The sequence below is a fragment of the Phycicoccus sp. genome (genome assembly GCF_035325325.1).
In the GTDB taxonomy this organism is placed as follows: domain Bacteria; phylum Actinomycetota; class Actinomycetes; order Actinomycetales; family Dermatophilaceae; genus Phycicoccus.
Window position 1 is genome coordinate 18,265 of the sequence record NZ_DAOLAC010000035.1, and the last position, 24,656, is coordinate 42,920.

Consider the following 24,656-nt stretch of genomic DNA (forward strand, 5'->3'; position numbering starts at 1 on the left):
GCCTAGGGTGTAGCGGTCGGCCGATTTCGCCGCCGCCCGCGCTCTCTGGCAGACTGGGTCGCTGCGTCCCGCCGACGAACGGCCCCCGCCACAGGGGGAGTGCCCCCGGACCCCGGTCCGGCATCGGCATGAGGCCCGGCGACGACGCCACGAACGAGACCCGAGCAGTACCGAGAACCGCGGATGACCTGTGGCAGCCCGCGAGAAAGCGACATCCGTCATGCAGCGTTTCGACGAGCTCGACCGCGCGTCGATGAAGAGCGACATCCCCGACTTCCGGGCCGGTGACACCGTCAAGGTGCACGTCAAGGTGGTCGAGGGCACGCGCTCCCGCATCCAGGTCTTCCAGGGCGTCGTCATCCGTCGCCACGGCGGTGGGGTCGGCGAGACCTTCACCGTCCGCAAGGTCTCCTTCGGCGTCGGCGTCGAGCGCACCTTCCCGCTGCACACCCCGATCGTCGACCGGGTCGAGGTCGTGACCCGCGGTGACGTCCGCCGCGCCAAGCTGTACTACCTGCGCGAGCTGCGGGGCAAGGCCGCCAAGATCCGCGAGAAGCGCGAGACCCCGGCCCACGCCTGAGCGGCACGCCGACCACCCGGGCGCGACCCACACGAACGAGGACTACCCTCGAGCGAGTGAGTGCCCCGACCGCCACCGACCCGGTGCCCGCCCCCGTGGCGCGTACCGGGTCGCGGCGTCCCGGGGTGCTGATCGTCCTCGTCGTGGCAGTCGTCACGGCATCGCTCGTGCGGGGCCTCCTGCTCGAGTCCTACCACGTCCCGTCGGCCGGCCAAGCGCCGACCCTCGAGCCAGGAGACCGCGTGCTCGTCCTCAAGACCGACCACCGGGCCGAGGCCGGTGACCTCGCCCTCGTCGACGACGACGGCGCCCTGCGGGTGCTGCCGTCCACGGAGGCGGCCGGCACGGGGGCGGACGTCGTCGGCAGCATCGTCTGGCGGTTCTGGCCGCTCGACCGGCTCGGCCCGGTGACCGCCCCGACGACCGGGGTCGCCCCGTGACCGCCCCCGAGCGCACCCGCGACGGCGCCGACGAGCCGACCGAGGTGGACGGGTCGCGGCCGCGCGGCCGCTCACCGCTCGGACTGCTGGGGTCGGCGGTCAAGGAGGTCGTCCTCGTCCTCGTCATGGCGATGGTCCTCTCCTTCGTCGTCAAGACGTGGTTCCTCCAGGCCTTCTTCATCCCGTCCGGCTCGATGGAGGACACCCTCCTCGTCGGAGACCGGGTCGTCGTCTCGAAGCTCACCCCGGGTCCGTTCGAGCTGCACCGGGGCGACGTCGTCGTCTTCGAGGACCCGGGGGGCTGGCTCGGTGACGTGCCGCCGATCCAGCGCACCGGCGCGTCCAAGAGCATCCACGACGCCCTCGTCTTCATCGGGCTCCTGCCGAGCGAGTCCGAGGACCACCTCATCAAGCGCGTGATCGGCCTGCCCGGCGACCACGTCGTCTGCTGTACCGCGCAGCGCCAGCTGACCGTCAACGACGTCCCGGTCTCGGAGCCGTACCTCAAGCGGGGTGACGTCCCGAGCTCGATGACGTTCGACATCACCGTGCCGGCCGGCAAGGTGTGGGTCATGGGGGACCACCGTTCGGACAGCGAGGACTCGCGATACCACGACGAGTCCGGAGACGGTCGCGACGGGTCGGTGCCGATCGACCGCATCACCGGCCGGGCCATCGCCGTCGTCTGGCCGTTCTCCCGGTTCGGCTGGCTCTCCGACTTCCCCGACACCTTCTCGGGCGTGCCCGCCCGCACCCCCCACTCGTGAGCCCGGCGCCGCGCTCGAAGCGCCCGAACCTGCGGGTCGAGCGCCAGCTGCAGCGCGACGGCCACCGGGTGCTGGCCGGGATGGACGAGGTCGGGCGCGGCGCGCTCGCCGGTCCGGTGACCGTCGGGGTCGTGGTCATCGACGAGACCTGCCGCAGCGCGCCGCCGGGGGTGCGCGACTCCAAGCTCCTCCAGCCGCACGCCCGCGAGGCGATGGTGCCGCGGATCGAGCGGTGGGCGCTGTGCCACGCCGTCGGGCACGCGAGCGCCGAGGAGATCGACCAGGTCGGGATCATCGCCGCTCTCCGGCTGGCGGGGCTGCGGGCGCTCGCGCAGTGCGGGGTGCGCCCGGACCTGGTCATCCTCGACGGCAACCACGACTGGCTCACCGCCCCCGAGGACGTCGGCCTGCTCGCCTTCGCCCACGCCGACACGGTCGAGACCCCACCGGTCACGACGATGGTCAAGGCCGACCTGAAGTGCTCGTCGGTGGCGGCGGCGTCGGTGCTCGCCAAGGTGACCCGTGACCGGATCATGGTCGAGCTCGGGGCCGCCGACGGCGAGCACGCCGTCTACGACTGGGTCGGCAACAAGGGCTACGCCGCGCCGGAGCACCTCGACGCGCTGCGGCTGCACGGGCCCTCGGTGTGGCACCGGCGCTCGTGGCGGCTGCCCGGCGTGATGCACGATGATGGCGTGGTGACCGACCTGACGAGCGTGGGGGAGCGATGAGCTCGGAGGACCTCGAGAAGTACGAGAGCGAGGCGGAGCTCGCGCTCTACCGGGAGTACCGCGACGTCGTCGGGCTGTTCAGCCACGTCGTCGAGACCGAGCGCCGCTTCTACCTGTGCAACTCGGTCGACGTGAAGGTGCGCACCGACGGCGGCGAGGTCTTCTTCGACGTGACGATGCACGACGCCTGGGTCTGGGACATCTACCGGCCGGCGCGGTTCGCCAAGACCGTGCGCGTCGTGACCTTCAAGGACGTCAACGTCGAGGAGCTCGCCAAGGCCGAGCTCGAGCTGCCGAAGGGCGAGTTCTAGCGGCCGGAGGGCGAGTTCCAGCGCCGTCGTCCACAGGCGCTCGGCGGCTCGTCGTTCGTCCACAGATCCCGCTCCCGGGGTTCCGGCCACGGGGGCACCGGGCGTTGGCTGCGGTCATGACGACGACCACCACCCCCGACCCGCGTCGGGCCCTCGGCCGGTACGGCGAGGCGCTGGCTGCGCGCTACCTCCGGGAACGCGGGTTGCGCGTGCTCGAGCGCAACTGGCGCTGCGAGCACGGAGAGGTCGACATCGTCGCGCTCGACGACGGGTGCCTCGTCGTCTGCGAGGTCAAGACCCGGCGCGACACCGCGTTCGGCGACCCGGTCGAGGCGGTCACCGTCGCGAAGGCGATGCGGCTGCGTCGCCTCGCCGCCGCGTACGCCCGGGCGCACCCCGGTCCGGCCGCCGTGCGGATCGACGTCGTCGGGGTGCTCTGCCGCCCCGGCGCGCCGCCCCTCGTGCGGCACGTCGTCGGGGTGGGGTCGTGACCCTCGGCCTCGGGCGCACCCGGTCGGTCGCCCTCACCGGGCTCGACGGCACGCTCGTCGACGTCGAGGCGCACATCGCCGCCGGCCTGCCCGCCTTCACCGTCGGCGGGCTCCCGGACACCGCGTGTGCCCAGGCCCCCGACCGCGTCCGCGCGGCGGCCCACACGGCCGGTGCCCCGGTCCCGCCGCACCGGGTCACCGTCAACCTCTCGCCCGCGTCGGTCCCCAAACGGGGGTCGGCCTTCGACCTCGGCATCGCGGTCGCCGTGCTGGCGGCGGCCGGGGTGCTGCCGCGCCGGGCCGTCGAGGACGTCGTCCACCTCGGGGAGCTCTCCCTCGACGGGCGCCTGCGCGGGGTGCGCGGCGTGCTGCCGGCCGTCCTCGCCGCGGCCCGCCGGGGCGAGCGGCACGTCGTCGTCCCCGACGAGAACGTGGCCGAGGCCCAGCTCGTCGGCGACGTCGTCGTCCACGGTGCGCGCTCGCTCGAGCAGGTCATCGGCTGGTACCGCGACGCCGCCGGGGGCGGGTCGCTGCCGGTCGCCGAGCGACGCGTCCCGGACGGCGGGGGCGCCGGCCCGGGGGTCGACCTCGCCGACGTCGTCGGCCAGCCCGAGGCGAGGGCCGCCCTCGAGCTCGCCGCGACCGGCGGCCACCACCTGCTCATGACCGGGCCACCCGGCGTGGGCAAGACGATGCTCGCCGAGCGGCTCGTCACGATCCTCCCGCCGCTGGGCCGGGAGGAGGCACTCGAGGTCCACGCGGTCCGCTCGCTGGTCGCCCCGGTCGGCGACGTCACCGAGCTCGACCGCACCCCACCGTTCGTCGCGCCGCACCACAGCACGTCGGTGGCTGCGCTCGCCGGGGGCGGGTCGGGGGTCGTCCTGCCCGGCGCCGTCTCGCGGGCCCACCACGGCGTGCTCTTCCTCGACGAGGCGCCCGAGTTCCGCTCCTCGGTCCTGCAGACCCTCCGTCAGCCCCTCGAGAGCGGCGAGGTGGTCATCGCCCGGGCCCGACAGCTGGTCCGCTACCCCGCCCGCTTCCTCCTCGTCCTGGCCGCCAACCCGTGCCCGTGCGGCATGGCGTTCGGGAAGGGCGCCGACTGCACGTGCGACTCGAGGGACATCCGCTCCTACACCTCACGCCTCTCCGGTCCGCTGCTCGACCGGGTCGACCTGCGCGTGCACGTGCCGCCGGTGCGGCGGGCGGCGTTCGCCGAGGAGACCGGCGAGTCGAGCGCCACCGTCGCCGAGCGGGTGTTCGCGGCTCGGGGTGCGCAGGCCGAGCGGTGGTCCCCGGCGGGCTGGCGGGTCAACGGGCTCGTGCCGGGGCACGTCCTGCGCCGACCGCCCTACCGGTTGCCCGGCTCGACGACCGTCGCGCTCGACACGGCCCTCGACGCCGGACGGCTGACCCTGCGCGGCTACGACCGCGTGCTGCGCCTCGCCTGGTCCTCCGCCGACCTCGCGGGTCGGGCCGTTCCCACCCGCGACGACGTCGCCACGGGGCTCGTCCTCCGCCGGGCCGAGGGGGTCGCGGCGTGACCGGCCGGGTGTCTCCGCTCGAGCGAGACGACCGCTGGGCCCGGGTCGCCCTGTCGTTCCTCCTCGAGCCGAAGCACCGGGCCACCCGCGACCGGCTGGCGGCCGAGGGAGGCGCGGCCGCGCTCGCGGCCATCCGGGAGCGGCGGGCCGCCGGCAGGGGAGAGGTGTACGTGCGTGTCCCGGAGCTCGACCTCGACGGCCTCGTCGCCTCCGTCCGGGCGCTCGGTGTGCGGGTCCTCGTCCCCGGGGACCCGGAGTGGCCGGTCGGCCTCGACCGCCACGAGGACCCGCCGTACTGCCTCTACGTGCGGGGCGAGCCCGACCTCGCGGCGCTCGCCGAGCGCGCGGTCTCGGTCGTGGGGTCTCGAGCCGCGAGCTCGTACGGGCTGCGGGTGGCCGCCGACCTCGGCGAGGACCTGGCCAGCCGCGGCTGGACGGTCGTCAGCGGTGCCGCCTTCGGCATCGACGCCGCGGCCCACCGGGGCGCGCTCGCCGGGGCCGGTCCGACCGTCGCCGTGCTCGCGTGTGGCGTGGACATCGCCTATCCACGGGCCCACGACCGCCTCATCGCGTCCGTCGCCGACGCTGGGGCGGTGGTCGCCGAGGTACCGCCGGGAGCGGCGCCGATGCGTGGGCGCTTCCTCGCCCGCAACCGGGTCATCGCGCTGCTCTCCCGGGCGACGGTCGTCGTCGAGGCGGGCCTGCGGTCGGGGTCCCTCTCGACGGCCCGCGAGGCGCGCGAGCACCACGTGCCGGTGGGGGCGGTTCCCGGCCCGGTGACCAGCGCCACCTCGGCCGGGTGCCACGAGCTCCTCCGCGAGACCGACGCCGTGCTGGTCACCGACGCCGCGGACGTCGCCGAGCTCGCCGCCCGGATCGGCGAGGACCTCGCGCCCGCGCGCCGCCCGGAGCCGCTCCCGACCGATGCCCTCGCTCCGGACGAGTACGCCCTGTGGGCGGCCGCGCCGGTCCGCCGCTGGCTGCCCCCCGAGCGCCTGGCCGTCCTCTCGGGGACCGACCCGCTCCGGGTCCCGGCGGCCCTGGCGGTCCTCGAGGCGCTGGGGCTGCTCGAGCGATCCGACGGCGGGTGGCGCAAGTGCGCGCCGACGGCGGGGGCCCGGTGACGTCGCCCTCCGGGAGGCCGGGCGTCCGCGCAGGTCCGGCGGGCGCGGGGAGCGTGCCCGGTCGTCCATTTCCACGCCTGACCGAACGGACGACCTTGCGGCGGTTCTCGTTGCGTCGGGCTCGTGGCGGTGTCACCGTGTCGACGTGACCGTCCTCTGCCATGAGGTGCTGTCCGCGTTCGAGCGACACCTGCGCGCCGAGCGTGGGCGCTCCGAGAACACCGTGCGCGCGTACACCCGCGACGTCGCGGCGTTCCTCGACGGCACCGGGGTCGAGGACGATGCCGACCTGCGTGAGGTGACGCTCGCCGACCTGCGCGGCTGGCTCGGTGCCGTCGCGCGCCGAGGAGCGGCCCGCTCTACGGTCGCCCGGACGTCGGCGTCGCTGCGGACCTTCTTCCGCTGGTGCGAACGGACCGGGCGGGTCGAGCACGACCCCGCGCTGCGGCTCGCCGCCCCCAAGCGGCACCGCACGCTGCCGCCGGTGCTCACCCAGCGCTCGGCGGCCTCCCTCCTCGAGGTCGCCGGGGTGGCGGCCGACGACGCCGACCCCGTCCACCTGCGCGACCGGGCGGCGCTCGAGCTGCTCTACGGCACCGGGATCCGCGTCGGTGAGCTCGCCGGGGCCGACGTCGACGACGTCGACCTCGACGCTCAGGTCCTGCGGGTCGTCGGCAAGGGCGACAAGGAGCGCCGGGTGCCGTTCGGCGCCCCCGCCCGGGACGCGGTGTCCGACTGGCTCGAGACCGGCCGCCCGGCGCTCGCGACCGCGACGAGCGGGCCGGCTCTCCTCCTCGGTCGCCGGGGACGCCGGGTCGACCCGCGCCAGGTCCGCGACGCCGTCCACCGCCTCCTCGAGCACGTGCCCGACGCCCCCGACCTCGGACCGCACGGTCTGCGGCACTCGGCCGCGACGCACCTGCTCGAGGGCGGGGCCGACCTGAGGATGGTCCAGGAGCTGCTTGGGCACGCCTCGCTCGCGACCACCCAGATCTACACGCACGTGTCCGTCGACCGGCTCAAGCGGTCCTACGCCCAGGCGCATCCCCGTGCCTGACAACGAGACGCAGGGGGACTCGGGCTACTCGGAGTGGATCTCCGAGGTCCGACGCCTGTACGTCGAGCCGAAGGCGCCGACCGACGTCCGGGTCGCTGCCGACACGGACCACGAGGACGAGCCGTCGGGCCTGCGCGCACGGTTCGGGCGCCGCAAGCGGCAGGCGCAAGAACCCGTGCCGGAGTCGACTCCCATGCACCCCAGCCTCGCCGCGTTCATCGACGGCCCGGCCCGCCCCGTCACGCTCGACTCGGCCCACCAGCCCGAGCCCGAGGAGCTCGACGAGGAACCGGCGTGGGTGGCCGCGCTCGCGGACGACCCGTCGCCGGACCCGGTGTCTGCCGAGGCCGAGCCGGCTGCCGAGACTGAGCCGGCTGCCGAGACTGAGCCAGCTGCCGACGCTGAGCCGGCTGCGGAGGCTGAACCGGCTGCCGACGAAGACCCCGACCCTGCGGCGGAGCTCGAGTCGGACCACGAGGTCGAGGAGACCTCCGTCGAGCCGGCTGCCGAGGTCGAAACGATGGTGGAGGCCGAGCCGGATGCGGAGGCTGAACGGGGTGCGGAGGCTGAACCGGCTGCCGAGGCCAACCTCGATCCTGCGGCGGAGCTCGAGCCGGAGCAGGTTGCCGCCCCCGCGGTAGAGCGTCCGCCGCTCGAGGTCCTCGACGACCTCGCGGCCGAGCTGCGGCTGGCCAACCCCTCACCGCACAGCTACGCGGAGTGGTCGAGCGAGGTCCGCCCGCCCGCGTACCCCGGGTCGGTCGCGGCGACGCTCGAGGACGACACGGCACTGGTCGGCGGACCGGCCTGGGCCGCCGCACGCGTTCCCGAGAGCACGTGGCCCGCCGGGGAGCTCGGGGCCCGCAGCGACGCCGGCACCTCGTCCGCGCCGGCCTCTGTGGCCACGGAGGCTGCGACGCCGGACGCCATCGCCTTCACCGCCACCCACGTCGTCGAGCCGTTCACCCCGACCGCGACCTCCACGCCGCCGCCCGTCGAGCACTGGTCCGCCACGGACGCCCAGGAAGTCCCGGCCGAGGACACCGAAGACGCCGAGGACCCCGGGGAGGTCGAGGAGGCGTTCGAGATCGAGGACACGGGGGAGGTCGAGGCCTCGCACGAGGTCGAGGACACGGGGGAGGTCGAGGACTCGGACGAGGTCGAGGACTCGGGCAATGCCGAGTCCGAGCCGGCCCGACCGGAGGCCACCGCGCGCCCTCGGTCGTGGTGGGACGAGACCCCGTTGGAGCCCCAGCCCGGTCCCGATGCCGGTCCGGTGGAGGCCGCCGACGTCGCCGGGGTGCTCGGACCGCAGGAGGCGGACGCGCCGGCCGGTACCGACCGACCGCTCGAGCCGGCCCGGGGCGACGACGAACAGTCCGGCACCACGACGTCACGCTGGGCCGTCGTCGACGACGAGCCGGACCAGGGCGGAGACGCCTCGACCATCGGCACCGACCCCGACCTCGCGGTGGACGCCGACGCGCCGGAGGACGGCGCGACGGTGACCCGGTCCCAGCTGAGATCGGCGGCCCGGGACGAGGCGCGCGCGCGAGGCCGCCGCCGACGGCGAGCGCTCGTCGCCGCCATCCTGATCCTCGTCGTCGCCGCGACGACGTGGTGGATGACCCGCCCCGACGAGCCCGTCTCGAAGGCTCCGACGACCGCCCAGCCCGCCGGTTCGGCGGCCCCGGCCCTGCCGGCCTCCCGCGGCGCCGGGGCGCCGACGCTGCTCCTGCTCTGACCGCGGACCGTCCCAGCGGCAGCAGACGGACCCGCCCGAGCCCGGTGAGCAGCGGCAGGGGGTCGAGGTAGACCTCGCCACGCCGGGCCCCGAGGTGGAGGCAACGCGCTGTCGGGCAGTGCGCGGTCGACCACGCGGCCGGGGCCTCGACGACTCCGAGGAGAGACCCTGCGGCGACCGGCTCACCCAGCGTCACCGAGGCGCGCACCGGCTCGTAGGTGCTCCGGAGACCATCGGGATTCCGCACCGTCACGGTGCCGCGGCCCGCGACGACCCCGACGTGCGTGACGACGCCGGTCTCGACCGCGAGGACCCGGTCGCCACCGTGCGCGGCGAGGTCGAGGCCGCGGTGCCCCCCGCCCCACGTGGAGGCGGGTGGGACGAAAGGCCGCTGTACCGAGGGTCGCGGGTGCAGGGGCCATCGCCATCGTGGCGACGCCGACCCGACGCGCGCCGACCCGACGCTCGCCGACCCGACGCGCGCCGACCGGACGCGCGCCGACCCGCCGTCGGCCGCAGCGTGCGAAGGGCCCATCACCACCGGAGTCCACGAACGGGGTGGGGACGGCCCGTCGGCCTCCGCACGCGCCACGACGGCTGCCACGGTGAGGACCGAGGCGACGAGCGCGGCGAGGGTGGTGGAGGCGGGCACACCGCGAGCCTCGTCCCGGTGCCCGCCCCGCGACAGGGCGCCGAGCGCATCTGTGGACGGGGGCGGGCGTCGGCGGCCCCTGTGGACGGCAGGCGCCGCGCCCTCAGCCGGTGCGCAGCCCCGCCAGCCGGCGGCAGCCCTCGTCGAGCACCGCGTCCTCCTTGCAGAAGGCGAACCGCACGAGCGTGCGGGATGCCTCGAGGTCGTCGTGGAACGCGGAGGCGGGCACACCGACGACCCCGGCCCGGTCGGGGAGCTCGAGGCAGAACGCCTCGGCGTCCACCACCCCGAGCGGCCCGGCGTCGGCGAGGACGAAGTACCCACCCTCCGGGACCGGGACCTCGAACCCCGCCTGCCGCAGCCCGGCCACGAGCCGGTCGCGCTTGCCGGCCATCGAGGCCGCCAGCCCGGTGAACACCGCGTCCGGAAGCCCGAGTCCCACCGCGATCGCGGGCTGGAAGGGTCCGGAGCCGACGAAGGTCAGGTACTGCTTCACGCCGCGCACCGCGGCGACCGCGGCTGCCGGCCCGCTCACCCAGCCGACCTTCCAGCCGGTCGTCGCGAACGTCTTCCCGCCGGAGGAGATGGTCAGGGTGCGCTCGCCCATCCCGGGGAGCGTCGCCATCGGCACGTGCTCGCGTCCGTCGAACGCCAAGTGCTCGTAGACCTCGTCGGTGACGACCCAGGCGTCGTGCTCGCGAGCCACCGAGGCGACGAGCTCGAGCTCCTCCCGGGTGAAGACCTTCCCCGTCGGGTTGTGCGGGGTGTTGAGCAGGACCAGCCGGGTGCGCTCCGAGAAAGCCGCCCGCAGCGACGCCTCGTCGACCGCGAAGTCCGGGAAGCGCAGCAGCGACGTACGCCGCACCCCGCCGGCGAGCGCGATCGTCGCCGCGTAGCTGTCGTAGTACGGCTCGAAGGTCACGACCTCGTCGCCCGGCCGGACGAGCGCCAGCACGACGGCCGCGATCGCCTCGGTGGCGCCCACCGTCACGAGCACCTCGCGGTCCGGGTCCACGTGCAGCCCGTAGAACCGCTCCTGGTGCGCGGCGATCGCGTTCCTCAGCTCGGGCACGCCCGGCCCCGGTGGGTACTGGTTGCGACCCCCGCGGATGGCGTCGACGGCGGCGTCGAGCACCTCGCGCGGCCCGTCGGTGTCGGGGAACCCCTGCCCGAGGTTGACCGCGTCCTTCTCGAGGGCCAGCTGGGTCATCGTCGCGAAGATCGTCGTGCCGAACTCGGTCAGTGCGGGGTGTCCGGGGATCGAGGGCATGGCCCGCAGGCTACGCGGGCGAGGGCTCGCCCTCCTGCCCGGAGGACTCGACAGCGGGGTCGTCGTCCGCCTCGGCGTGGGCGATGTGGTCCAGCTGGCGCCACACGAGGAGCAGGGTGACGCCGGACCCGACGAAGGCGAACCAGAACGGCGCCGCGGCCCCGAACCGCTCGGCGATGACGCCGCCGAGGAACTGGCCGACGAGCAGCCCGCCGACGAGCCCGACCCAGTAGACGCTGCCGACCCGGCCCTGGTACTCCTGCGGTGTCGCCCGCTGCCGCACCGCCGAGGACAGCGAGCCCCAGACGAACGCGTAGGCCCCGAAGACGACCATGATCGCGACGGCGAGCACCCACACCGTCGTCAGTGCGAGCGCGAGGTGCGTGACGACCTCGAGGACCAGGCAGGCCTTCATGAGGGCGGCCAGGGGCACCCGGCGCTCCAGCCACCCGTACGAGAGGACCGAGGCGATGCCGCCGACCGCGGAGGCGGTCGTGAGCAGCCCGAACCCGATCGAGTCGACGCCGAGCCGCTCCTGCGCCCAGAAGACGAGGACCCCCCACGGCGCGCCCCAGGTGATGTTGAAGACGAGGATGACGATGGTCAGCGTGCGGACCGGGGCGTGGTGCGCGATCCACCGCAGGCCGTCGACGATGTCGCGCCCGACGTGCTGGTCGGGCCGTTCACGCCCCATCCGGGGCAGCCGGACCCGCGCGAAGAGGCCGACCGCGAGCAGCAGCGAGAGGGTCTGCACCCCGAACGGCACCGCGGACCCGAGCGCGAACAGCGCGGCCCCGACCGCGGGGCCGACGAGCTGGTTCGCGACGAGGAAGCCGGACATCTGCCGGGCGTTGGCCAGGCCGAGGTCGGCGGGGGCCACGATCATCGGGAGGATGGCCCGCCACCCGGTGTCGGCGAAGACCTCCGCGGTGCCGACGAGCAGCAGGAGGGCGAGGAGGAGGCCGATCGAGAGCACCCCGGTGAGCAGCGCGACGACGAGCACGGCGAGGACGACGATCCGCGCGACGTTCGCGGTGATGACGACGCGGCGCCGGTCGACCCGGTCGGCGACCGCGCCGGCGTAGAGCCCGACGACGAGCCCGGGCAGCCGCTGCACGACCGCCGCGGCGGCGATGAGCACGGGGGAGCGGGTCTGGCTGGCCACGAGCAGCGGACCGGCGGCGAGGGCGATGCCGTCCCCGACCTGACCCACCCACGCGGAGGCGAGGTTCCACCGGAACGCCGTGCCCATCCGCGGCGGGGCGATGGCGTCGACGATCCTGCTCACGAGGTCGAGACGCTACCCGCGGCTCCGGACACCGGGCACCCGGTTCCCCGCCGCCCGTTCGCCCCGTCGACCGAACCCGCCGATTTCGTCCGGCGACCCTCGGCCACGTACCATGTCCGATGGCCTTCGTGTGCGTGCACGCGGGAGCCGTACTTCGCGCGTCACCCTCCTGCGACGAGGACTCCTCCGAGCAGGGACGCACCACGGCAGTGACGGATGCCGGCCCCCGGGCCGGTCGCCGTCCGGGGTGCGTCGGGACGCCAGGCAGGTGGGTCCACCCCTCGGGGCTCGGGCACCACCGACGTAACTGACAACCTCACAGCACAAGGAGAACGACGATGGCCGTCGTCACCATGCGCCAGCTCCTCGAGAGCGGCGTCCACTTCGGGCACCAGACCCGTCGCTGGAACCCGAAGATGAAGCGCTTCATCATGACCGAGCGCAACGGCATCTACATCATCGACCTGCAGCAGTCGGTGACCTACATCAACAACGCGTACGAGTTCGTCAAGGAGACCGTCGCCCACGGCGGCACCATCCTCTTCGTCGGCACCAAGCGCCAGGCCCAGGAGCCCGTCGCCGAGCAGGCGACGCGCGTCGGGATGCCGTACGTCAACCACCGCTGGCTCGGTGGCATGCTCACCAACTTCCAGACGATCTCCAAGCGCCTCACGCGCCTCAAGGAGCTCGAGGAGATCAACTTCGACGACGTGGCCGGCTCCGGTCGCACGAAGAAGGAGCTCCTCATGATGAAGCGTGAGAAGGACAAGCTCGAGAAGACGCTCGGTGGCATCCGCTCGATGAGCAAGGTCCCCTCCGCGGTGTGGATCGTCGACACCAAGAAGGAGCACCTCGCCGTCGACGAGGCCCGCAAGCTCGGACTGCCGGTCATCGCGATCCTCGACACGAACTGCGACCCGGACGAGGTCGACTACAAGATCCCGGGCAACGACGACGCCATCCGCTCGGTCACCCTGCTCACCCGCGTCATCGCGGACGCCGTCGCCGAGGGCCTCATCGCCCGCTCCGGCGGCCAGGCCGCGACCGGCGACGAGGCGCAGGGCGAGGAGCCGCTGGCCGAGTGGGAGCGCGAGCTCCTCGCCGGTGACGCCGAGGCGTCGGCCGAGGCCGTCGCTCCCGAGGCGGGGGAGACCGCCGCCGCCACCGCCCCCGAGGCTGCCGAGGCCGCGCCGGCCGAGCAGGCCGAGGAGCAGGCCGCCGTTGAGGCGCCCGCCGAGGAGCAGGCCGCCGAGGCCCCCGCCGAGGCCCCGACCGAGGAGAAGGCGGAGGCCCCGGCCGAGCAGGCCTGAGCCACACCCTCATCCGTCCACCCCAACGAGCGAGACAGGAAACCATGGCGAACTACACCGCCGCTGACATCAAGGCGCTCCGCGAGAAGACCGCGGCCGGCATGATGGACGTCAAGAAGGCCCTCGACGAGGCCGACGGCGACATGGCCAAGGCCGAGGAGATCCTCCGCGTCAAGGGCCAGAAGGGCGTCACCAAGCGCGAGGGGCGCACCGCCTCCAACGGCCTCGTCACCGCGCAGGCCGCCGGTGGCGAGGGCACCCTCGTCGAGGTCCTCTGCGAGACCGACTTCGTCGCCAAGGGCGAGCGCTTCATCGCGCTCGCCGACGAGGTCCTCGCGCAGGCCGTCGCGACCAAGGCCGCGGACGCCGACGCGCTCCTCGACTCGACGCTCTCCGATGGCAAGACCGTCAAGCAGCTGCTCGACGAGGCCAACGCGACCATCGGCGAGAAGATCGAGGTCAAGCGCGTGGCCCGCCTCGAGGGCGAGCACGTCGTGTCCTACCTGCACAAGACGAGCCCCGACCTGCCCGCGCAGATCGGTGTGCTCGTCTCGACGCAGGGCGGCGACGACAGCACGGCGCGCGACGTCGCGATGCACGTCGCGGCCTTCGCGCCGAGCGTCCTCAGCCGTGAGGAGATCGACGCCGAGACGGTCGAGAACGAGCGTCGCGTCGCCGAGGCCACGGCCAAGGAGGAGGGCAAGCCCGAGGCCGCCCTCCCGAAGATCATCGAGGGTCGGGTCAACGGCTTCTTCAAGGAGCAGGTCCTCCTCGAGCAGCCGTTCGCCAAGGAGCCGAAGAAGACGGTCGCCAAGGTCCTCGACGAGGTCGGCGCGTCGGCCACCGGCTTCGCGCGCTTCCGCGTCGGGTCCTGACCCACGGCGCTCCTCGAGCGCACCACGTCACGCCGCCCCCGGGTCCGCCCCGGGGGCGGCGTCGTGCGTCCGGCCCGCGGACGGCCGGCAGGGCCGCACCCGTCATCCGGCAACCCCCGAGGTCGCACCGGAACGGTTCCCGGGGGACCCCTGGGCTTCCGGTAGCCGGCGGGAAACCCGGGGGCCGACGCGGCCGCATGGCACCATGGAACGCAGGAGGCCGCCATGGACGCACCCGAGCACGACCGGCTCGACCTGGAGCACCGGATCCACGTCGACCTGCCGCGCGTGCGCCCCGAGGACATGGTGACGACCCAGGAGGTCGAGCCGGCCCGCGACCCGCGCGGCGGCCGCGACACCGAGACCGAGTTCATGCTCAGGTACGCCGGCGGCATCTGACCCCGTGGGCGACGCCGGCCGACGTGGGTCCGCACCGCGGTGAGCGGCTGCGTCGCCGGTGAAGGACCGTACCGCCGGTGAGCGCTCGCCCCGCCGGTAGGTCAGGGCGCCCCGGCTCGGCACGCTGTCACCGGCGAGGCACGCTCACCCCGGCTCCGCACGCTGTCACCGGCGAGGCGCTCAGGCACCGAGGACGCCGCGCTCCGTGACCGGGGGGCGGTCGCTCCACGGGAAGGAGATCCACCGCTCGGTCGTGCCCCAGGCGTAGTCGGGTACGACGACCGACCGCGGCTTGGCGTAGACGACCGCCGTGCGCACCCCGCCGACCTTCCCCGCGCAGAACTCCCGCACGGAGGCGAGGGTGAGCCCGGTGTCCGCGACGTCGTCGGCGACGAGCACCGTCGCGTCGTGCAGGTCGACGAAGTCCGGGGCCGGCGGGAGAATGCGCGGCACGTCGAGCCGCTCGTCGACGCCGGTGTAGAACTCGACGTTCATCGTGTACGTGTTCTTCACCCCGAGGGCGTAGCCGAGCGCGCCACCGACGATGAGGCCGCCGCGTGCCACGGACAGGATCATGTCCGGGACCCCGTCGGCGGCGACCCGCTCGGCGAGCGACCACACCGCCTCGTCGAACCGCTGCCACGTCAGGACCTCGCGCTCCGCCTCCACGGCGCCATCGTGGCAGCCGCAGGTTACCGGCGGGTTTCCCGGTTGGGTCCGGGCCGCGCCCGTGTGACAGGATCGGGTGACCGCCGTGTACCCCGCCGAGGAGGCCATCCGTGACCACGACCGCCACCGCCGAGGCCCCGGCATCCGTCGCCTCCGCCCCGGGGCGCAACCGCCGCGTCCTGCTCAAGCTGTCCGGCGAGGTGTTCGGCGGCGGCCGGGTCGGGGTCGACCCCGACGTCGTCCGCGGGGTCGCCAAGCAGATCGCCGCGGCCGTCCGCGAGGGCATCGAGGTGGCCATCGTCGTCGGCGGCGGCAACTTCTTCCGCGGCGCCGAGCTGCAGCAGAAGGGCATGGAGCGGGCCCGGGCCGACTACATCGGCATGCTCGGCACGGTGATGAACTGCCTCGCCCTCCAGGACTTCCTCGAGAAGGAGGGCGTCGACACCCGCGTTCAGACGGCCATCACGATGGGCCAGGTCGCCGAGCCGTACATCCCGCGCCGGGCCATCCGCCACCTCGAGAAGGGGCGGGTCGTCATCTTCGGCGCCGGCGCCGGCATGCCGTACTTCTCCACCGACACCGTGAGCGCCCAGCGGGCCCTCGAGTGCAAGTGCGACGCCGTCCTCATGAGCAAGAACGGCGTGGACGGGGTCTACGACTCCGACCCGCGCACCAACCCGGACGCCCGCAAGCTCGACCAGGTCACCTTCGAGGAGGCCCTGCGCACCGGCCTCAAGGTCGTCGACGCCGCGGCGTTCAGCCTGTGCATGGACAACGCCCTGCCGATGGTCGTCTTCGGGATGGAGGGCGACGGCAACGTGACGCGCGCGCTGCGCGGCGAGCCGATCGGCACCCTCGTCCACGCCGGCTGAGCCGCCCCGGCCCGGCCGCACCCGGGCGTTTGACACACTGGACCCGCAGCGCCGCGCCCGCGACGCCCATCCGAAGGAGAACCGCGCCGTGATCGACGAGACCTTGTTCGAGGCCGAGGAGAAGATGGAGAAGGCCGTCGAGGTCGCCAAGGAGAACTTCGCGGGCATCCGCACCGGCCGGGCGCACCCGGGGATGTTCCAGAAGGTCCTCGTCGACTACTACGGCGCCCCGACCCCGCTGCAGCAGCTCGCGTCGTTCCAGACGCCCGAGGCGCGCACGATCATCATCAGCCCGTTCGACAAGGGCTCGATGCACGCCATCGAGAAGGCCATCCAGCAGGCCGACCTCGGCGTCAACCCGAGCAACGACGGCACCATCATCCGCTGCACGATGCCGCAGCTCACCGAGGAGCGCCGCCGTGAGTACGTGAAGATGGCGCACACCGAGGCCGAGGACGCCCGGGTGTCGGTCCGCAACATCCGCCGGCACGCGAAGAGCACCCTCGAGAAGCTCGTCAAGGACGGCGAGGTCGGCGAGGACGAGGGCGTGCGAGCCGAGAAGGAGCTCGAGGCCGTGACCAAGCGGCACGTCGACCAGATCGACGAGCTGCTCAAGCACAAGGAATCCGAGCTCCTCGAGGTCTGACCCGCTCATGTCCGACGCCCCGAGCGAGCCCGACACCCCCGCGGAGGACCCCGGTCCCGACGCGGGGGTCGTCGCGACCGCCGCAACCGCCGAGGACGCGGCGGCCGAGCCCGGCGAGTCGCGTCGCGCTCCCCGGGCCGGCCGCGACCTGCGCGCGGCCGTCGGCGTCGGCCTGCTCCTCGGCGCGGTCGTCATCGGCACGCTCGTCCTCGACGCCCGCGCCTTCCTCGTCGTCATCGTCGCCGCGATCTGCCTCGGCGCCTGGGAACTGCGCCGGGCGGTCGGCAGCCGGGGGATGCAGGTGCCGCTCCTGCCCCTGATGCTCGGCACGGTCGGGATGATCGCCTCGGCGTACCTGCGCGGCGCCGAGGCGCTCGTCGTCACCTTCGGCCTCACCCTCGTCGGGATGGTCGTGTGGCGCGTCGCCGACGGCCTCGACGGTGCCGCCCGCGACCTGTCCGCGTCCGCGCTCGTCGCGTTCTACCCCGTCTTCCTCGGCGGCTTCGCCTCGCTGATGCTCGCCGCACCCGACGGCCGCCTCCGCATCATCACCTTCGTCCTCGTCACGGTGCTCTCGGACATCGGGGGCTACGCGGTGGGCGTGGTCCTCGGCAAGCACCCGATGGCACCGTCGCTCAGCCCGAAGAAGTCGTGGGAGGGGTTCGCCGGGTCCGTCGCCACGTGCGCGGTCGGCGGGGCCGTCGCGCTGCCGCTGCTCCTCGACGGACCATGGTGGGCCGGGGCGCTGCTCGGGGCGGTCGCGGCCGGGGCGGCGACCACCGGCGACCTCATCGAGTCGAGCATCAAGCGCGACCTCGGCATCAAGGACATGGGCTCGGTGCTGCCCGGCCACGGCGGCCTCATGGACCGCCTCGACTCCCTCGTCGTCGTCGCCCCGATCGCCTGGGCGCTACTCCTCTGGCTCGTCCCGACGAGCTGAGCGCCGCGGGCCCCGACCGGCCGAGCGACGTCGACCGGCCGGGGCCGCGGGGCCTCAGCCCGCCCGGCGCCGACCGCGAGCGAGGATGGAGTCGAGCAGCGGCGTCGTGTGCACCTCGAGGCTGCCGTCCTCGAGCTCCTCGGTGAGGCAGGTGATCTCGCGGTGGTACCAGTGGTACACGTGCGGGGTCACCGGGCCGACGCCGTCGGCGTACATCTCGGCCGCGTGCGCCGGCACGAGCTCGAGGGCGTCGCGGACCTCGGTCGGCGTGGCGCACGTCTGGAGGACGATGGCGTGCCGGTGCGGCATCGCGAAGACGACGCCACCGCTGAGGTCCGACCCCGGACTCCAGCGCTCGAGGGCGTCGAGGAGGAACCGGGAGAAGGACGCGGTGTACGGCGAGTCGCCGACGAGCGCGGTGACCGAGTGCCGTGAGCTGCCGAGGCGGATGCGCTCGACGTCGGCGGTCTCCATCTGCCGCACGAGGTTGGCCCGCGCGATCTCCATGAGCGTCGACAGGTGCCGGCGGGTCGCGACGATCCGCGACTCCGGCAGCGTGACGACGGTCGTCGGGAGGTCGAGCGTGAGCACCTCGTCGACGTGCTCGGTGAACGGCATGACGTAGCCGAACCCGAGGCCGGTGCCGTGCAGCCGGTCGCGGGCGACGAGCCGGGCGGTGAGCGCGCCGTCGAACTGCTCCTGCGTCAGCGAGTCGACGTCGGTCTCGGCCGCCGCGGTGAGCCGCTCGAGATGGGCTCGCACGGCCGCGTCGAGGTCGCCGCCGTCGACGTCCGGGACCGGCACGAGCGGATGACGGATGGGAGCCGTTGCTCCCCGGAACTGGTCGGTGCCCCCTGCGGGCGCGCGCCAGCAATCGAACAGGCCCATGGCCATGCCTTTCCCTGCATCCCCGCTCCCCCTGCGGAACGGGTCTGACCACAGGGTAGGTGGCCAGGACCTCCCTCGTGGCGAATTCGGGCAATCGGCCGAATGGACGGCACGGATGGCCCGTTCGCCGGCCCCGTGGGCCGCGGACCCAGCACCTGCGAGAATCGGGGGACCATGTCCGACGCTCCCTCCTCCCGTCCCGCCCCCGGTCAGCTGACCCTCGTCGCACCGCGGCGGGGGAAGCCGCCGCGCCACCTCGCCGACCTCACCGTCGAGGAGCGCCGCGAGGCGGTCGCCGCCCTCGGCCACCCGGCGTTCCGGGCCAACCAGCTCTCGACGCACTACTTCGAGCGGCTCGTGGACTCCCCGGAGCAGATGACCGACCTGCCCCAGGCGGTCCGCGACGACCTCGTCGCCGACCTGCTGCCGCCACTCCTCGGTCCGGTCCGGTCGATCACCGCCGACGAGGGCGCGACGGTCAAGCAGGTGTGGCGGCTCTTCGACGGCGCGCTCGTCGAGTCGGTGCTCATGCGCTACCCCAACCGGGTCACGGTCTGTATCTCGAGCCAGGCCGGCTGCGGGATGAACTGCCCCTTCTGCGCGACCGGGCAGGAGGGCCTGACCCGCAACATGTCGACCGGCGAGATCGTCGAGCAGGTGGTCGCGGCGGCGCGGATGCTCCGCCACGGCGGCCTGCCCGAGGCGCGTGGCCTCGACGGAGGCGCCGGGCTCGGCGACGAGGCCGAGGGCTCCGACGAGCCCGCCGTCCGCGGACCGGCTCGGGTCAGCAACGTCGTCTTCATGGGGATGGGGGAAGCGCTGGCGAACTACAAGGCGGCCATCGGCGCCATCCGCCGGCTCACCGAACCCGCGCCCTCGGGGCTCGGGATCTCGGCCCGTGGCATCACGATGTCGACGGTGGGCCTCGTGCCGGGCATCGACCGGCTCGCGGCGGAGGGCATCCCGGTGACGCTCGCGCTCTCGCTGCACGCGCCGGACGACGAGCTGCGCGACGAGCTCGTGCCGATCAACACCCGGTTCAAGGTCGACGAGGCGATCGATGCAGCGCACCGCTACTACGAGACCACCGGTCGGCGGGTCAGCATCGAGTACGCGCTGATCCGCGACATCAACGACCAGGCGTGGCGGGCCGACCTCCTCGGCGAGAAGCTGGCAGCGCGCGGGCGGGGATGGGTGCACGTCAACCCGATCCCGCTCAACCCGACGCCCGGCTCGAAGTGGACGGCCTCCCGGCGCGGTGTCGAGCAGCAGTTCGTCGAGCGGCTGCGCGCGCACGGCATCCCGACCACCGTGCGCGACACCCGGGGCTCGGAGATCGACGGCGCCTGCGGCCAGCTCGCCGCGTCGACCGCCTGAGGGCGCGCGGCCCCTCGCCGGCGAAGCGCTGACCGTCGGACCGGGGCGGGCTTACCCTTCTCGCGTGCGACGTCGCGTGCTCGGAGCGGCCGCGGTGGTCACCGTGGCGCTCGCGGGCTGCTCCGGCGCCGACGACCTGCCGGCGAACCTGCGTGAGCGCAGCGGGCACGACGCCCACGCCGCGGCCGCGTCGTCCGCGGCCGCGTCGGCGACTCCGCGCCCGGACCTCCCTCTGCGCGCGGGTGAGCGGTTCGTCGAGGTGCGGCTGCCGGCGGAGTACACCCCGAAGGCGCCGACCCCGAACGGCACCGACGACTACCGCTGCTTCCTCGTCGACCCCGGGCTGCGCACCGACCAGCTCGTGAGCGGGGTCGACATCCGCCCGGACAACGCGGCGATCGTCCACCACGTCATCGTGAGCAAGGTCGAGCCCGGCCAGGTCGCGCAGGCCGAGGCGCTCGACGCCGCCGCGCCCGGCGACGGATGGACCTGCTTCGGCGGCAGCGGGATCCGCGGCGCCGGCGTGAGCCTCGACGACGCCGACTGGGTCGGCGCGTGGGCCCCCGGCGGGGGCGAGAGGGTGATGGCCGGCGACATCGGCATCCCGCTGGGGGCAGGATCACGTCTCGTCGTGCAGATGCACTACAACCTCCTCGCCGGCTCCGGGCCCGACCGCAGCACGGTCCGGTTGCGCGTGAGCGAGGCGTCCGGCAGCCGCAGGAAGCCGCTGGCCACGATGTTGCTCCCGGCGCCGGTCGAGCTGCCGTGCCGGAACGGCCGGGGCTCCGGGCTGTGCGACCGCGCCGTGGCGGACGTCGACCTGGCCAAGCGGTTCCAGGAGCAGCCGACGCGGGCCGACCTGCTGCACCTCCTCTGCGGGCCGGTCCGGCCCGGGCCGGTCCAGAGCTGCACGCGACCGGTGCGCGAGGCCGGCACGATCCGGGCCGTGGCCGGCCACATGCACCTGCTCGGCCGGGCGATCACCGTCGACGTCGACAAGGGCACCGACCGTGCCCAGCGCGTGCTCGACATCGCGAACTGGGACTTCGACGACCAGGGCAGCATCCCGCTCGCGAAGCCGGTCGCCGTGCGGCCCGGCGACAGCATCACCGTCACCTGCCGGCACGACCAGTCGCTGCGCGACCGGCTCCCCGCCTTCAGCGGCCAGCCCGAGCGCTACGTCCTCTGGGGCGAGGGCACGACCGACGAGATGTGCCTCGGCATCGTCCTGCTGACCCGGCCCTGACGGGAGCGCGCCGGGGTGCGTCGGGGAAGGTGGCGGGCCCGTGTCGTGGTGCTGGCGGGCCCCCCTCGGCCAGACTGGCGGCGTGAGCCTTCGTGAGGAGCGGGTCCGCCGCGGGTGGAGCCAGGAGGAGCTGGCCGAGGCCAGCGGCGTCAGCGTGCGCACGATCCAACGGCTCGAGTCCGGGCGGCCGGCGGGCCGCGCCACGGTGGCGGCCCTCGCCGCCGCGCTCGGCGCCGACCCCGAGGCCCTGGCCGACGCGGCGTCCGGGCGAGCCTCGGCGGGTGGGCCGGCGCCCGAGGTGAGCTTCGCCGAGGCCCTGCGCCTCGGCGCCCGGGGATGGTCGTCCTTCGAGGGGCGGGCCAGCCGCTCCGAGTACTGGTTCCTCGTCCTCGCCGCGGTCGTGCTGGTCGGGGCGCCGGCGGCTCTCGACGAGCGGCTCGGGGCCTTCGCCGCCGTGCTCAGCCTCGTCCCGCTCCTCGCCGTCGGGACCCGCCGCCTGCGCGACGCCGGTCAGAGCCCGTGGTGGCAGCTCTTCCTCCTCGTTCCCTTCGGGTTCGTCGTCATCGCGACGCTCATGGTGATGCGGGGTCGGGTGCAGGAGGTCCCGGCCGTGGAGGCCACCCGGCCGTGAGCACCCCGACGGCCTCGGTGAGGTCGTCGACGAGGTGGACCCGGTCGGCCATCCCCCGGCCCGAGGCGAGGGCGGCGAGCGCCGGCCAGACCGGCAGGGCCTCGGTCCAGTGCGCGCGGCCGACGAGCACGAGGTGGGGGAGCGGCGCGCCGTCCGCCGGCTCGCGCTCGTAGTACAGCCGGGTCGCCGCCTGGAAGACCTCCTGGACCGTGCCGGCGGCTCCCTCGAGCACGACCACCCCGGCGGTGCAGCGCGCGAGCAGGCCGTCCTCCCGGATCGCGTTGGAGAAGTACTTGGCGATGCCGTCGCAGAAGACGTTGGGCGGCTCGTGACCGTAGAACCACGTCGGGATGCCGATGCTCGCGACCGCGCGCCGCTCACGGCCGGCCACGAGCCCGGCCCGGACCTCGAGGGCGAGCGTGGCCCAGGCCCGCACGTCGGGGCGGAACGAGGGGACCCCGCGCAGCCGGTCGACGGCCTCCACGAGGGACTCGCTCGTCGGCGCGAGTGCCCCGAGGTTGGCCGCCTCCATGGCCCCCGGCCCGCCCCCGGTGGCCACCACGAGCCCCGAGCGGGCGAGCGCGTGCCCGAGGGCGGCGGCCCGGGCGAACGCGGAACTGTCCCGGCGCAGGGCGTGCCCGCCCATGACGCCCACGACCGGCAGCGCGTCGAGGGCGTCGCTCAGGGCGTCGGTCACCGAGTCGTCGTGGATGGCCCGCAGGAGGGTGACGAAGGCGTCGTGGCCGACGGCGGCGTCGCGCGACCACCGGTAGGCCCGGGCGTCCGGCGTGGACTCGTACCCGGTGCCGAGCAGCCCGTCGTACAGCTCCTCCGGGGAGTAGAGGCTCGCCCGGTAGGGGTCGACGGGGGCGCGGGGGTCGGTGGGGAAGACGAGGGCGCCGTGCGTGCGCCGGGGGTGCTCGAGGTCGGCGGGCAACCCCCCGCCGAGGACGACCAGGCCCTCCACGTCGTCGCGGCGCAGCAGCCGTCCGGCGCGCTCGGTGAGGTCGAGGTCCTGCAGCCGGAGGCCGCGCAGGGGGGCACCGGCGTCCAGGGCCGCGTCGAGGGCGGCCAGGGTCTCGATCTCGCGCACGCACCCGAACCTACCCGCGCCGCCCGGGCCGCCCGCCCCACGCGTATCGGGTCACCCGATATCGCCGCGCTCCACCCGGGAACGGAACTCGGGTGAAGGTGGGTCGTATCGGGTCACCCGATACGCGAGTGGTTCCGGAGAGGGGGCGACCGGGTCAGTGGCCGCCGGTGAGGCGGGCGAGCACCGGGGCGAGCCGGCTCGGGCGCCCCGTGCGGCCCCCCTCCGCGGCGGCCAGCCGCGCGGCCCGCAGGCCGGCGTTGACGCCCAGCCAGCGCAGCGGCTCCGGCTCCCAGGACGGCGACCGGTGGCCGACCCACGGCAGCGAGGTCAGCGCGGAGGTGCGCCCGAGGACGAGGTCGGCGAGCGTGCGCCCGGCCAGGTTGGTCGCCGCGACGCCGTCACCGACGTAGCCGCCGGCCCGGCCGGTGCGGGTCACCGGGTCCCACTGCACCGACGGGTGCCAGTCGCGCGCGATGCCGAGCGGGCCGCCCCACGCGTGGGTGAACCGCACGCCCTCGAGGGCCGGCAGCAGGTGGGTGAGCAGCCGTCGGAGCGCGCCGAACACGGCCTCCTCGTGGTCGAACGCCGGGCGGATGGCGGAGCCCAGGTGGTAGGGAGCGCCCCTGCCGCCGAACGCGATCCGGTCGTCGACCGTCCGCTGCCCGTAGATGACGACGTGCCCGTGGTCGCCGAACACCTCCCGCTCGGCGAGCCCGATGCGCGTCCACTGCGCGGCGCTCAGGGGCTCGGTGGCGACCATGAGCGAGTAGACGGGGACGACCGCGCGCTCGTGCCCGGGCAGCTGCGGCGTCCATCCCTCGGTCGCGAGGACGACGGCGCGCGCGCCGACCCGTCGGCCGTCCTCGAGGACGACGACGCCGTCACCGGCCCGGCCGACCCGCACGCCCTCGAGGACGACCCCGCCCATCCGGCGCACGGCGGCGGCCAGCCCGTCGGCGAGGTCGCGCGGCTGCACCCGCGCGCAGTGCGGGTTGAACGTGGCACCGCGCAGGCCGGTGACGTCGAGGCGCTCGCGGGCCTCGTCCGCCCCGAGCCAGACCGTGCCGTCGCCCCAGGCCGCGCCGTCCTCGGCGGCGGCCCGCGCCCGCATCTCCTGGGCCGGCGTCCGCGCGACCAGCAGCGTGCCGCCCCGGGTGAACCCGGAACCGAGGCCCTCGGCGGCGTCGACCCGGCCCACCTCCCCGACGGTCTCGCGCAGCGCGGCGAGCTGGGCCAACGCGGCCTCGCGGCCGTACCGGGCGGCCAGGGTGTCGGGGGAGACCGGCCAGAGCGCCGAGACCCAGCCACCGTTGCGGCCGCTCGCCCCGAACCCGACGTGCTCGGCCTCCAGCACGAGCACCTCGAGGGAGGGGTCGGCGCGCAGCAGGTAGTACGCCGTCCACAGCCCGGTGTAGCCACCGCCGACGACGACCACGTCCGCGCGCAGCGGCAGGTCGCCACCGCCGGGGACCGACGTCGAGGCCCGGGTGTCCCACCAGAGCGGCGCCGTGCCGGTGGAACCGGCCGGGCCGGAGCGCTCCGTCGGCACCGTCAGAGGTGGTTCTCGGCCTCGGTGAGCACGCTCCGCAGCCGGCGCTCGATCTCGTCGAACTCGGCCGGCCCCATGGTCAGCGGCGGGGCGAGCTGCACGACGGGGTCACCGCGGTCGTCGGCGCGGCAGTACAGGCCGGCGTCGAAGAGTGCCTTGGAGAGG

Annotated in this window: 25 protein-coding genes and 2 pseudogenes; 19 read left to right on the forward strand and 8 right to left on the reverse strand. The window is 74.5% G+C overall.

Annotated features, from left to right (window positions below; genetic code table 11):
* The first annotated feature begins 220 nt into the window (after positions 1–220).
* The 10 genes from rplS to PKA89_RS16660 all read left to right on the forward strand — a co-directional run bounded on the left by rplS (position 221) and on the right by PKA89_RS16660 (position 8,786).
* Complete coding sequence (gene rplS / locus PKA89_RS16615; RefSeq protein ID WP_324421323.1) at positions 221–580, forward strand: 50S ribosomal protein L19; 360 nt, start codon at positions 221–223, stop codon at positions 578–580.
* Positions 581–636: 56 nt separating this feature from the next.
* On the forward strand, positions 637–1,020 hold the full coding sequence (locus PKA89_RS16620; RefSeq protein ID WP_324421324.1) for a S24/S26 family peptidase: 384 nt from the start codon (positions 637–639) through the stop codon (positions 1,018–1,020).
* Positions 1,017–1,787, forward strand: coding sequence for a signal peptidase I (gene lepB / locus PKA89_RS16625; RefSeq protein ID WP_324421326.1), 771 nt, complete (start codon positions 1,017–1,019; stop codon positions 1,785–1,787). The genes PKA89_RS16620 and lepB overlap by 4 nt, the downstream gene beginning before the upstream one ends.
* Positions 1,784–2,518: a ribonuclease HII gene (locus PKA89_RS16630; protein ID WP_324421328.1), complete on the forward strand. Its 735-nt coding sequence runs from the start codon at positions 1,784–1,786 to the stop codon at positions 2,516–2,518. The genes lepB and PKA89_RS16630 overlap by 4 nt, the downstream gene beginning before the upstream one ends.
* Positions 2,515–2,829, forward strand: coding sequence for a DUF2469 domain-containing protein (locus PKA89_RS16635; protein ID WP_324421330.1), 315 nt, complete (start codon positions 2,515–2,517; stop codon positions 2,827–2,829). The genes PKA89_RS16630 and PKA89_RS16635 overlap by 4 nt, the downstream gene beginning before the upstream one ends.
* Before the next feature lie 116 nt (positions 2,830–2,945).
* Entirely contained in the window at positions 2,946–3,320 is a 375-nt protein-coding gene (locus PKA89_RS16640) for a YraN family protein (protein ID WP_324421332.1), read from the forward strand.
* Positions 3,317–4,861 carry a YifB family Mg chelatase-like AAA ATPase gene (locus tag PKA89_RS16645; protein WP_324421334.1) on the forward strand — a complete coding sequence of 515 codons (1,545 nt, stop codon included), beginning with the start codon at positions 3,317–3,319 and terminating at the stop codon, positions 4,859–4,861. The genes PKA89_RS16640 and PKA89_RS16645 overlap by 4 nt, the downstream gene beginning before the upstream one ends.
* The gene (gene dprA, locus PKA89_RS16650; protein ID WP_324421336.1) at positions 4,858–5,985 is read left to right on the forward strand and encodes a DNA-processing protein DprA; all 1,128 of its coding nucleotides are present in this window, start codon (positions 4,858–4,860) and stop codon (positions 5,983–5,985) included. Before PKA89_RS16645 ends, dprA begins: the two co-directional genes overlap by 4 nt.
* A gap of 145 nt (positions 5,986–6,130) precedes the next feature.
* Positions 6,131–7,042: a tyrosine recombinase XerC gene (locus PKA89_RS16655; protein ID WP_324421338.1), complete on the forward strand. Its 912-nt coding sequence runs from the start codon at positions 6,131–6,133 to the stop codon at positions 7,040–7,042.
* Positions 7,035–8,786: a hypothetical protein gene (locus tag PKA89_RS16660; RefSeq protein ID WP_324421339.1), complete on the forward strand. Its 1,752-nt coding sequence runs from the start codon at positions 7,035–7,037 to the stop codon at positions 8,784–8,786. The genes PKA89_RS16655 and PKA89_RS16660 overlap by 8 nt, the downstream gene beginning before the upstream one ends.
* 70 nt (positions 8,787–8,856) lie before the next feature.
* Here the strand turns inward: PKA89_RS16660 and PKA89_RS16665 are convergent.
* From PKA89_RS16665 to PKA89_RS16675, 3 genes and pseudogenes are all read right to left on the reverse strand, one after another.
* Positions 8,857–9,321 (reverse strand): annotated as a pseudogene (locus PKA89_RS16665) (peptidoglycan DD-metalloendopeptidase family protein); the annotation flags it as partial.
* 220 nt (positions 9,322–9,541) lie between these two features.
* Positions 9,542–10,708, reverse strand: a complete 1,167-nt coding sequence (locus PKA89_RS16670) for a pyridoxal phosphate-dependent aminotransferase (RefSeq protein ID WP_324421340.1) — start codon at positions 10,706–10,708, stop codon at positions 9,542–9,544.
* Positions 10,709–10,718: 10 nt separating this feature from the next.
* Entirely contained in the window at positions 10,719–11,996 is a 1,278-nt protein-coding gene (locus PKA89_RS16675; protein WP_324421342.1) for an MFS transporter, read from the reverse strand.
* Between the two features lie 338 nt (positions 11,997–12,334).
* Between PKA89_RS16675 and rpsB the strand changes: the two genes are divergently transcribed.
* The 3 genes from rpsB to PKA89_RS16690 all read left to right on the forward strand — a co-directional run bounded on the left by rpsB (position 12,335) and on the right by PKA89_RS16690 (position 14,580).
* The gene (rpsB, locus tag PKA89_RS16680; protein ID WP_324421344.1) at positions 12,335–13,306 is read left to right on the forward strand and encodes a 30S ribosomal protein S2; all 972 of its coding nucleotides are present in this window, start codon (positions 12,335–12,337) and stop codon (positions 13,304–13,306) included.
* 44 nt (positions 13,307–13,350) lie between these two features.
* Positions 13,351–14,181, forward strand: a complete 831-nt coding sequence (gene tsf, locus PKA89_RS16685; protein WP_324421346.1) for a translation elongation factor Ts — start codon at positions 13,351–13,353, stop codon at positions 14,179–14,181.
* Positions 14,182–14,406: 225 nt separating this feature from the next.
* Positions 14,407–14,580: a hypothetical protein gene (locus PKA89_RS16690; RefSeq protein ID WP_324421348.1), complete on the forward strand. Its 174-nt coding sequence runs from the start codon at positions 14,407–14,409 to the stop codon at positions 14,578–14,580.
* Positions 14,581–14,760: 180 nt separating this feature from the next.
* Here PKA89_RS16690 and PKA89_RS16695 read toward each other — a convergent pair whose 3' ends face one another.
* Positions 14,761–15,249 (reverse strand): phosphoribosyltransferase family protein, encoded by a 489-nt coding sequence (locus tag PKA89_RS16695; protein WP_324421350.1) that lies wholly within the window; start codon positions 15,247–15,249, stop codon positions 14,761–14,763.
* Positions 15,250–15,359: 110 nt separating this feature from the next.
* On the opposite strand from PKA89_RS16695, the gene pyrH reads away from it, so the two are divergent.
* From pyrH to PKA89_RS16710, 3 genes are all read left to right on the forward strand, one after another.
* Positions 15,360–16,121: a UMP kinase gene (pyrH, locus tag PKA89_RS16700; protein WP_324421352.1), complete on the forward strand. Its 762-nt coding sequence runs from the start codon at positions 15,360–15,362 to the stop codon at positions 16,119–16,121.
* 88 nt (positions 16,122–16,209) lie between these two features.
* Positions 16,210–16,767, forward strand: coding sequence for a ribosome recycling factor (gene frr, locus PKA89_RS16705; RefSeq protein WP_324421354.1), 558 nt, complete (start codon positions 16,210–16,212; stop codon positions 16,765–16,767).
* Positions 16,768–16,774: 7 nt separating this feature from the next.
* Complete coding sequence (locus PKA89_RS16710; RefSeq protein WP_324421356.1) at positions 16,775–17,707, forward strand: phosphatidate cytidylyltransferase; 933 nt, start codon at positions 16,775–16,777, stop codon at positions 17,705–17,707.
* 54 nt (positions 17,708–17,761) lie between these two features.
* Here PKA89_RS16710 and PKA89_RS16715 read toward each other — a convergent pair whose 3' ends face one another.
* On the reverse strand, positions 17,762–18,511 hold the full coding sequence (locus tag PKA89_RS16715) for a hypothetical protein (RefSeq protein WP_324421358.1): 750 nt from the start codon (positions 18,509–18,511) through the stop codon (positions 17,762–17,764).
* A 258-nt stretch (positions 18,512–18,769) separates the two neighbouring features.
* Here PKA89_RS16715 and rlmN point away from each other — a divergent pair, with 258 nt between their 5' ends.
* The 3 genes from rlmN (at position 18,770) to PKA89_RS16730 (ending at position 21,849) form a co-directional block, all read left to right on the forward strand.
* Entirely contained in the window at positions 18,770–19,972 is a 1,203-nt protein-coding gene (rlmN, locus tag PKA89_RS16720; protein WP_324421359.1) for a 23S rRNA (adenine(2503)-C(2))-methyltransferase RlmN, read from the forward strand.
* Between the two features lie 64 nt (positions 19,973–20,036).
* The gene (locus tag PKA89_RS16725) at positions 20,037–21,218 is read left to right on the forward strand and encodes a hypothetical protein (protein WP_324421363.1); all 1,182 of its coding nucleotides are present in this window, start codon (positions 20,037–20,039) and stop codon (positions 21,216–21,218) included.
* 82 nt (positions 21,219–21,300) lie between these two features.
* The gene (locus tag PKA89_RS16730; RefSeq protein ID WP_324421365.1) at positions 21,301–21,849 is read left to right on the forward strand and encodes a DUF805 domain-containing protein; all 549 of its coding nucleotides are present in this window, start codon (positions 21,301–21,303) and stop codon (positions 21,847–21,849) included.
* On the opposite strand, the gene PKA89_RS16735 is transcribed toward PKA89_RS16730, so the two are convergent.
* The 3 genes and pseudogenes from PKA89_RS16735 to PKA89_RS16745 all read right to left on the reverse strand — a co-directional run.
* The gene (locus PKA89_RS16735) at positions 21,791–22,942 is read right to left on the reverse strand and encodes a Rossmann fold nucleotide-binding protein (RefSeq protein WP_324421367.1); all 1,152 of its coding nucleotides are present in this window, start codon (positions 22,940–22,942) and stop codon (positions 21,791–21,793) included. The genes PKA89_RS16730 and PKA89_RS16735 overlap by 59 nt on opposite strands.
* Positions 22,943–23,096: 154 nt before the next feature.
* Complete coding sequence (locus tag PKA89_RS16740) at positions 23,097–24,491, reverse strand: FAD-dependent oxidoreductase (protein ID WP_324421369.1); 1,395 nt, start codon at positions 24,489–24,491, stop codon at positions 23,097–23,099.
* Positions 24,492–24,493: 2 nt separating this feature from the next.
* Positions 24,494–24,656, reverse strand: a pseudogene (locus tag PKA89_RS16745) (aspartate aminotransferase family protein); the annotation flags it as partial.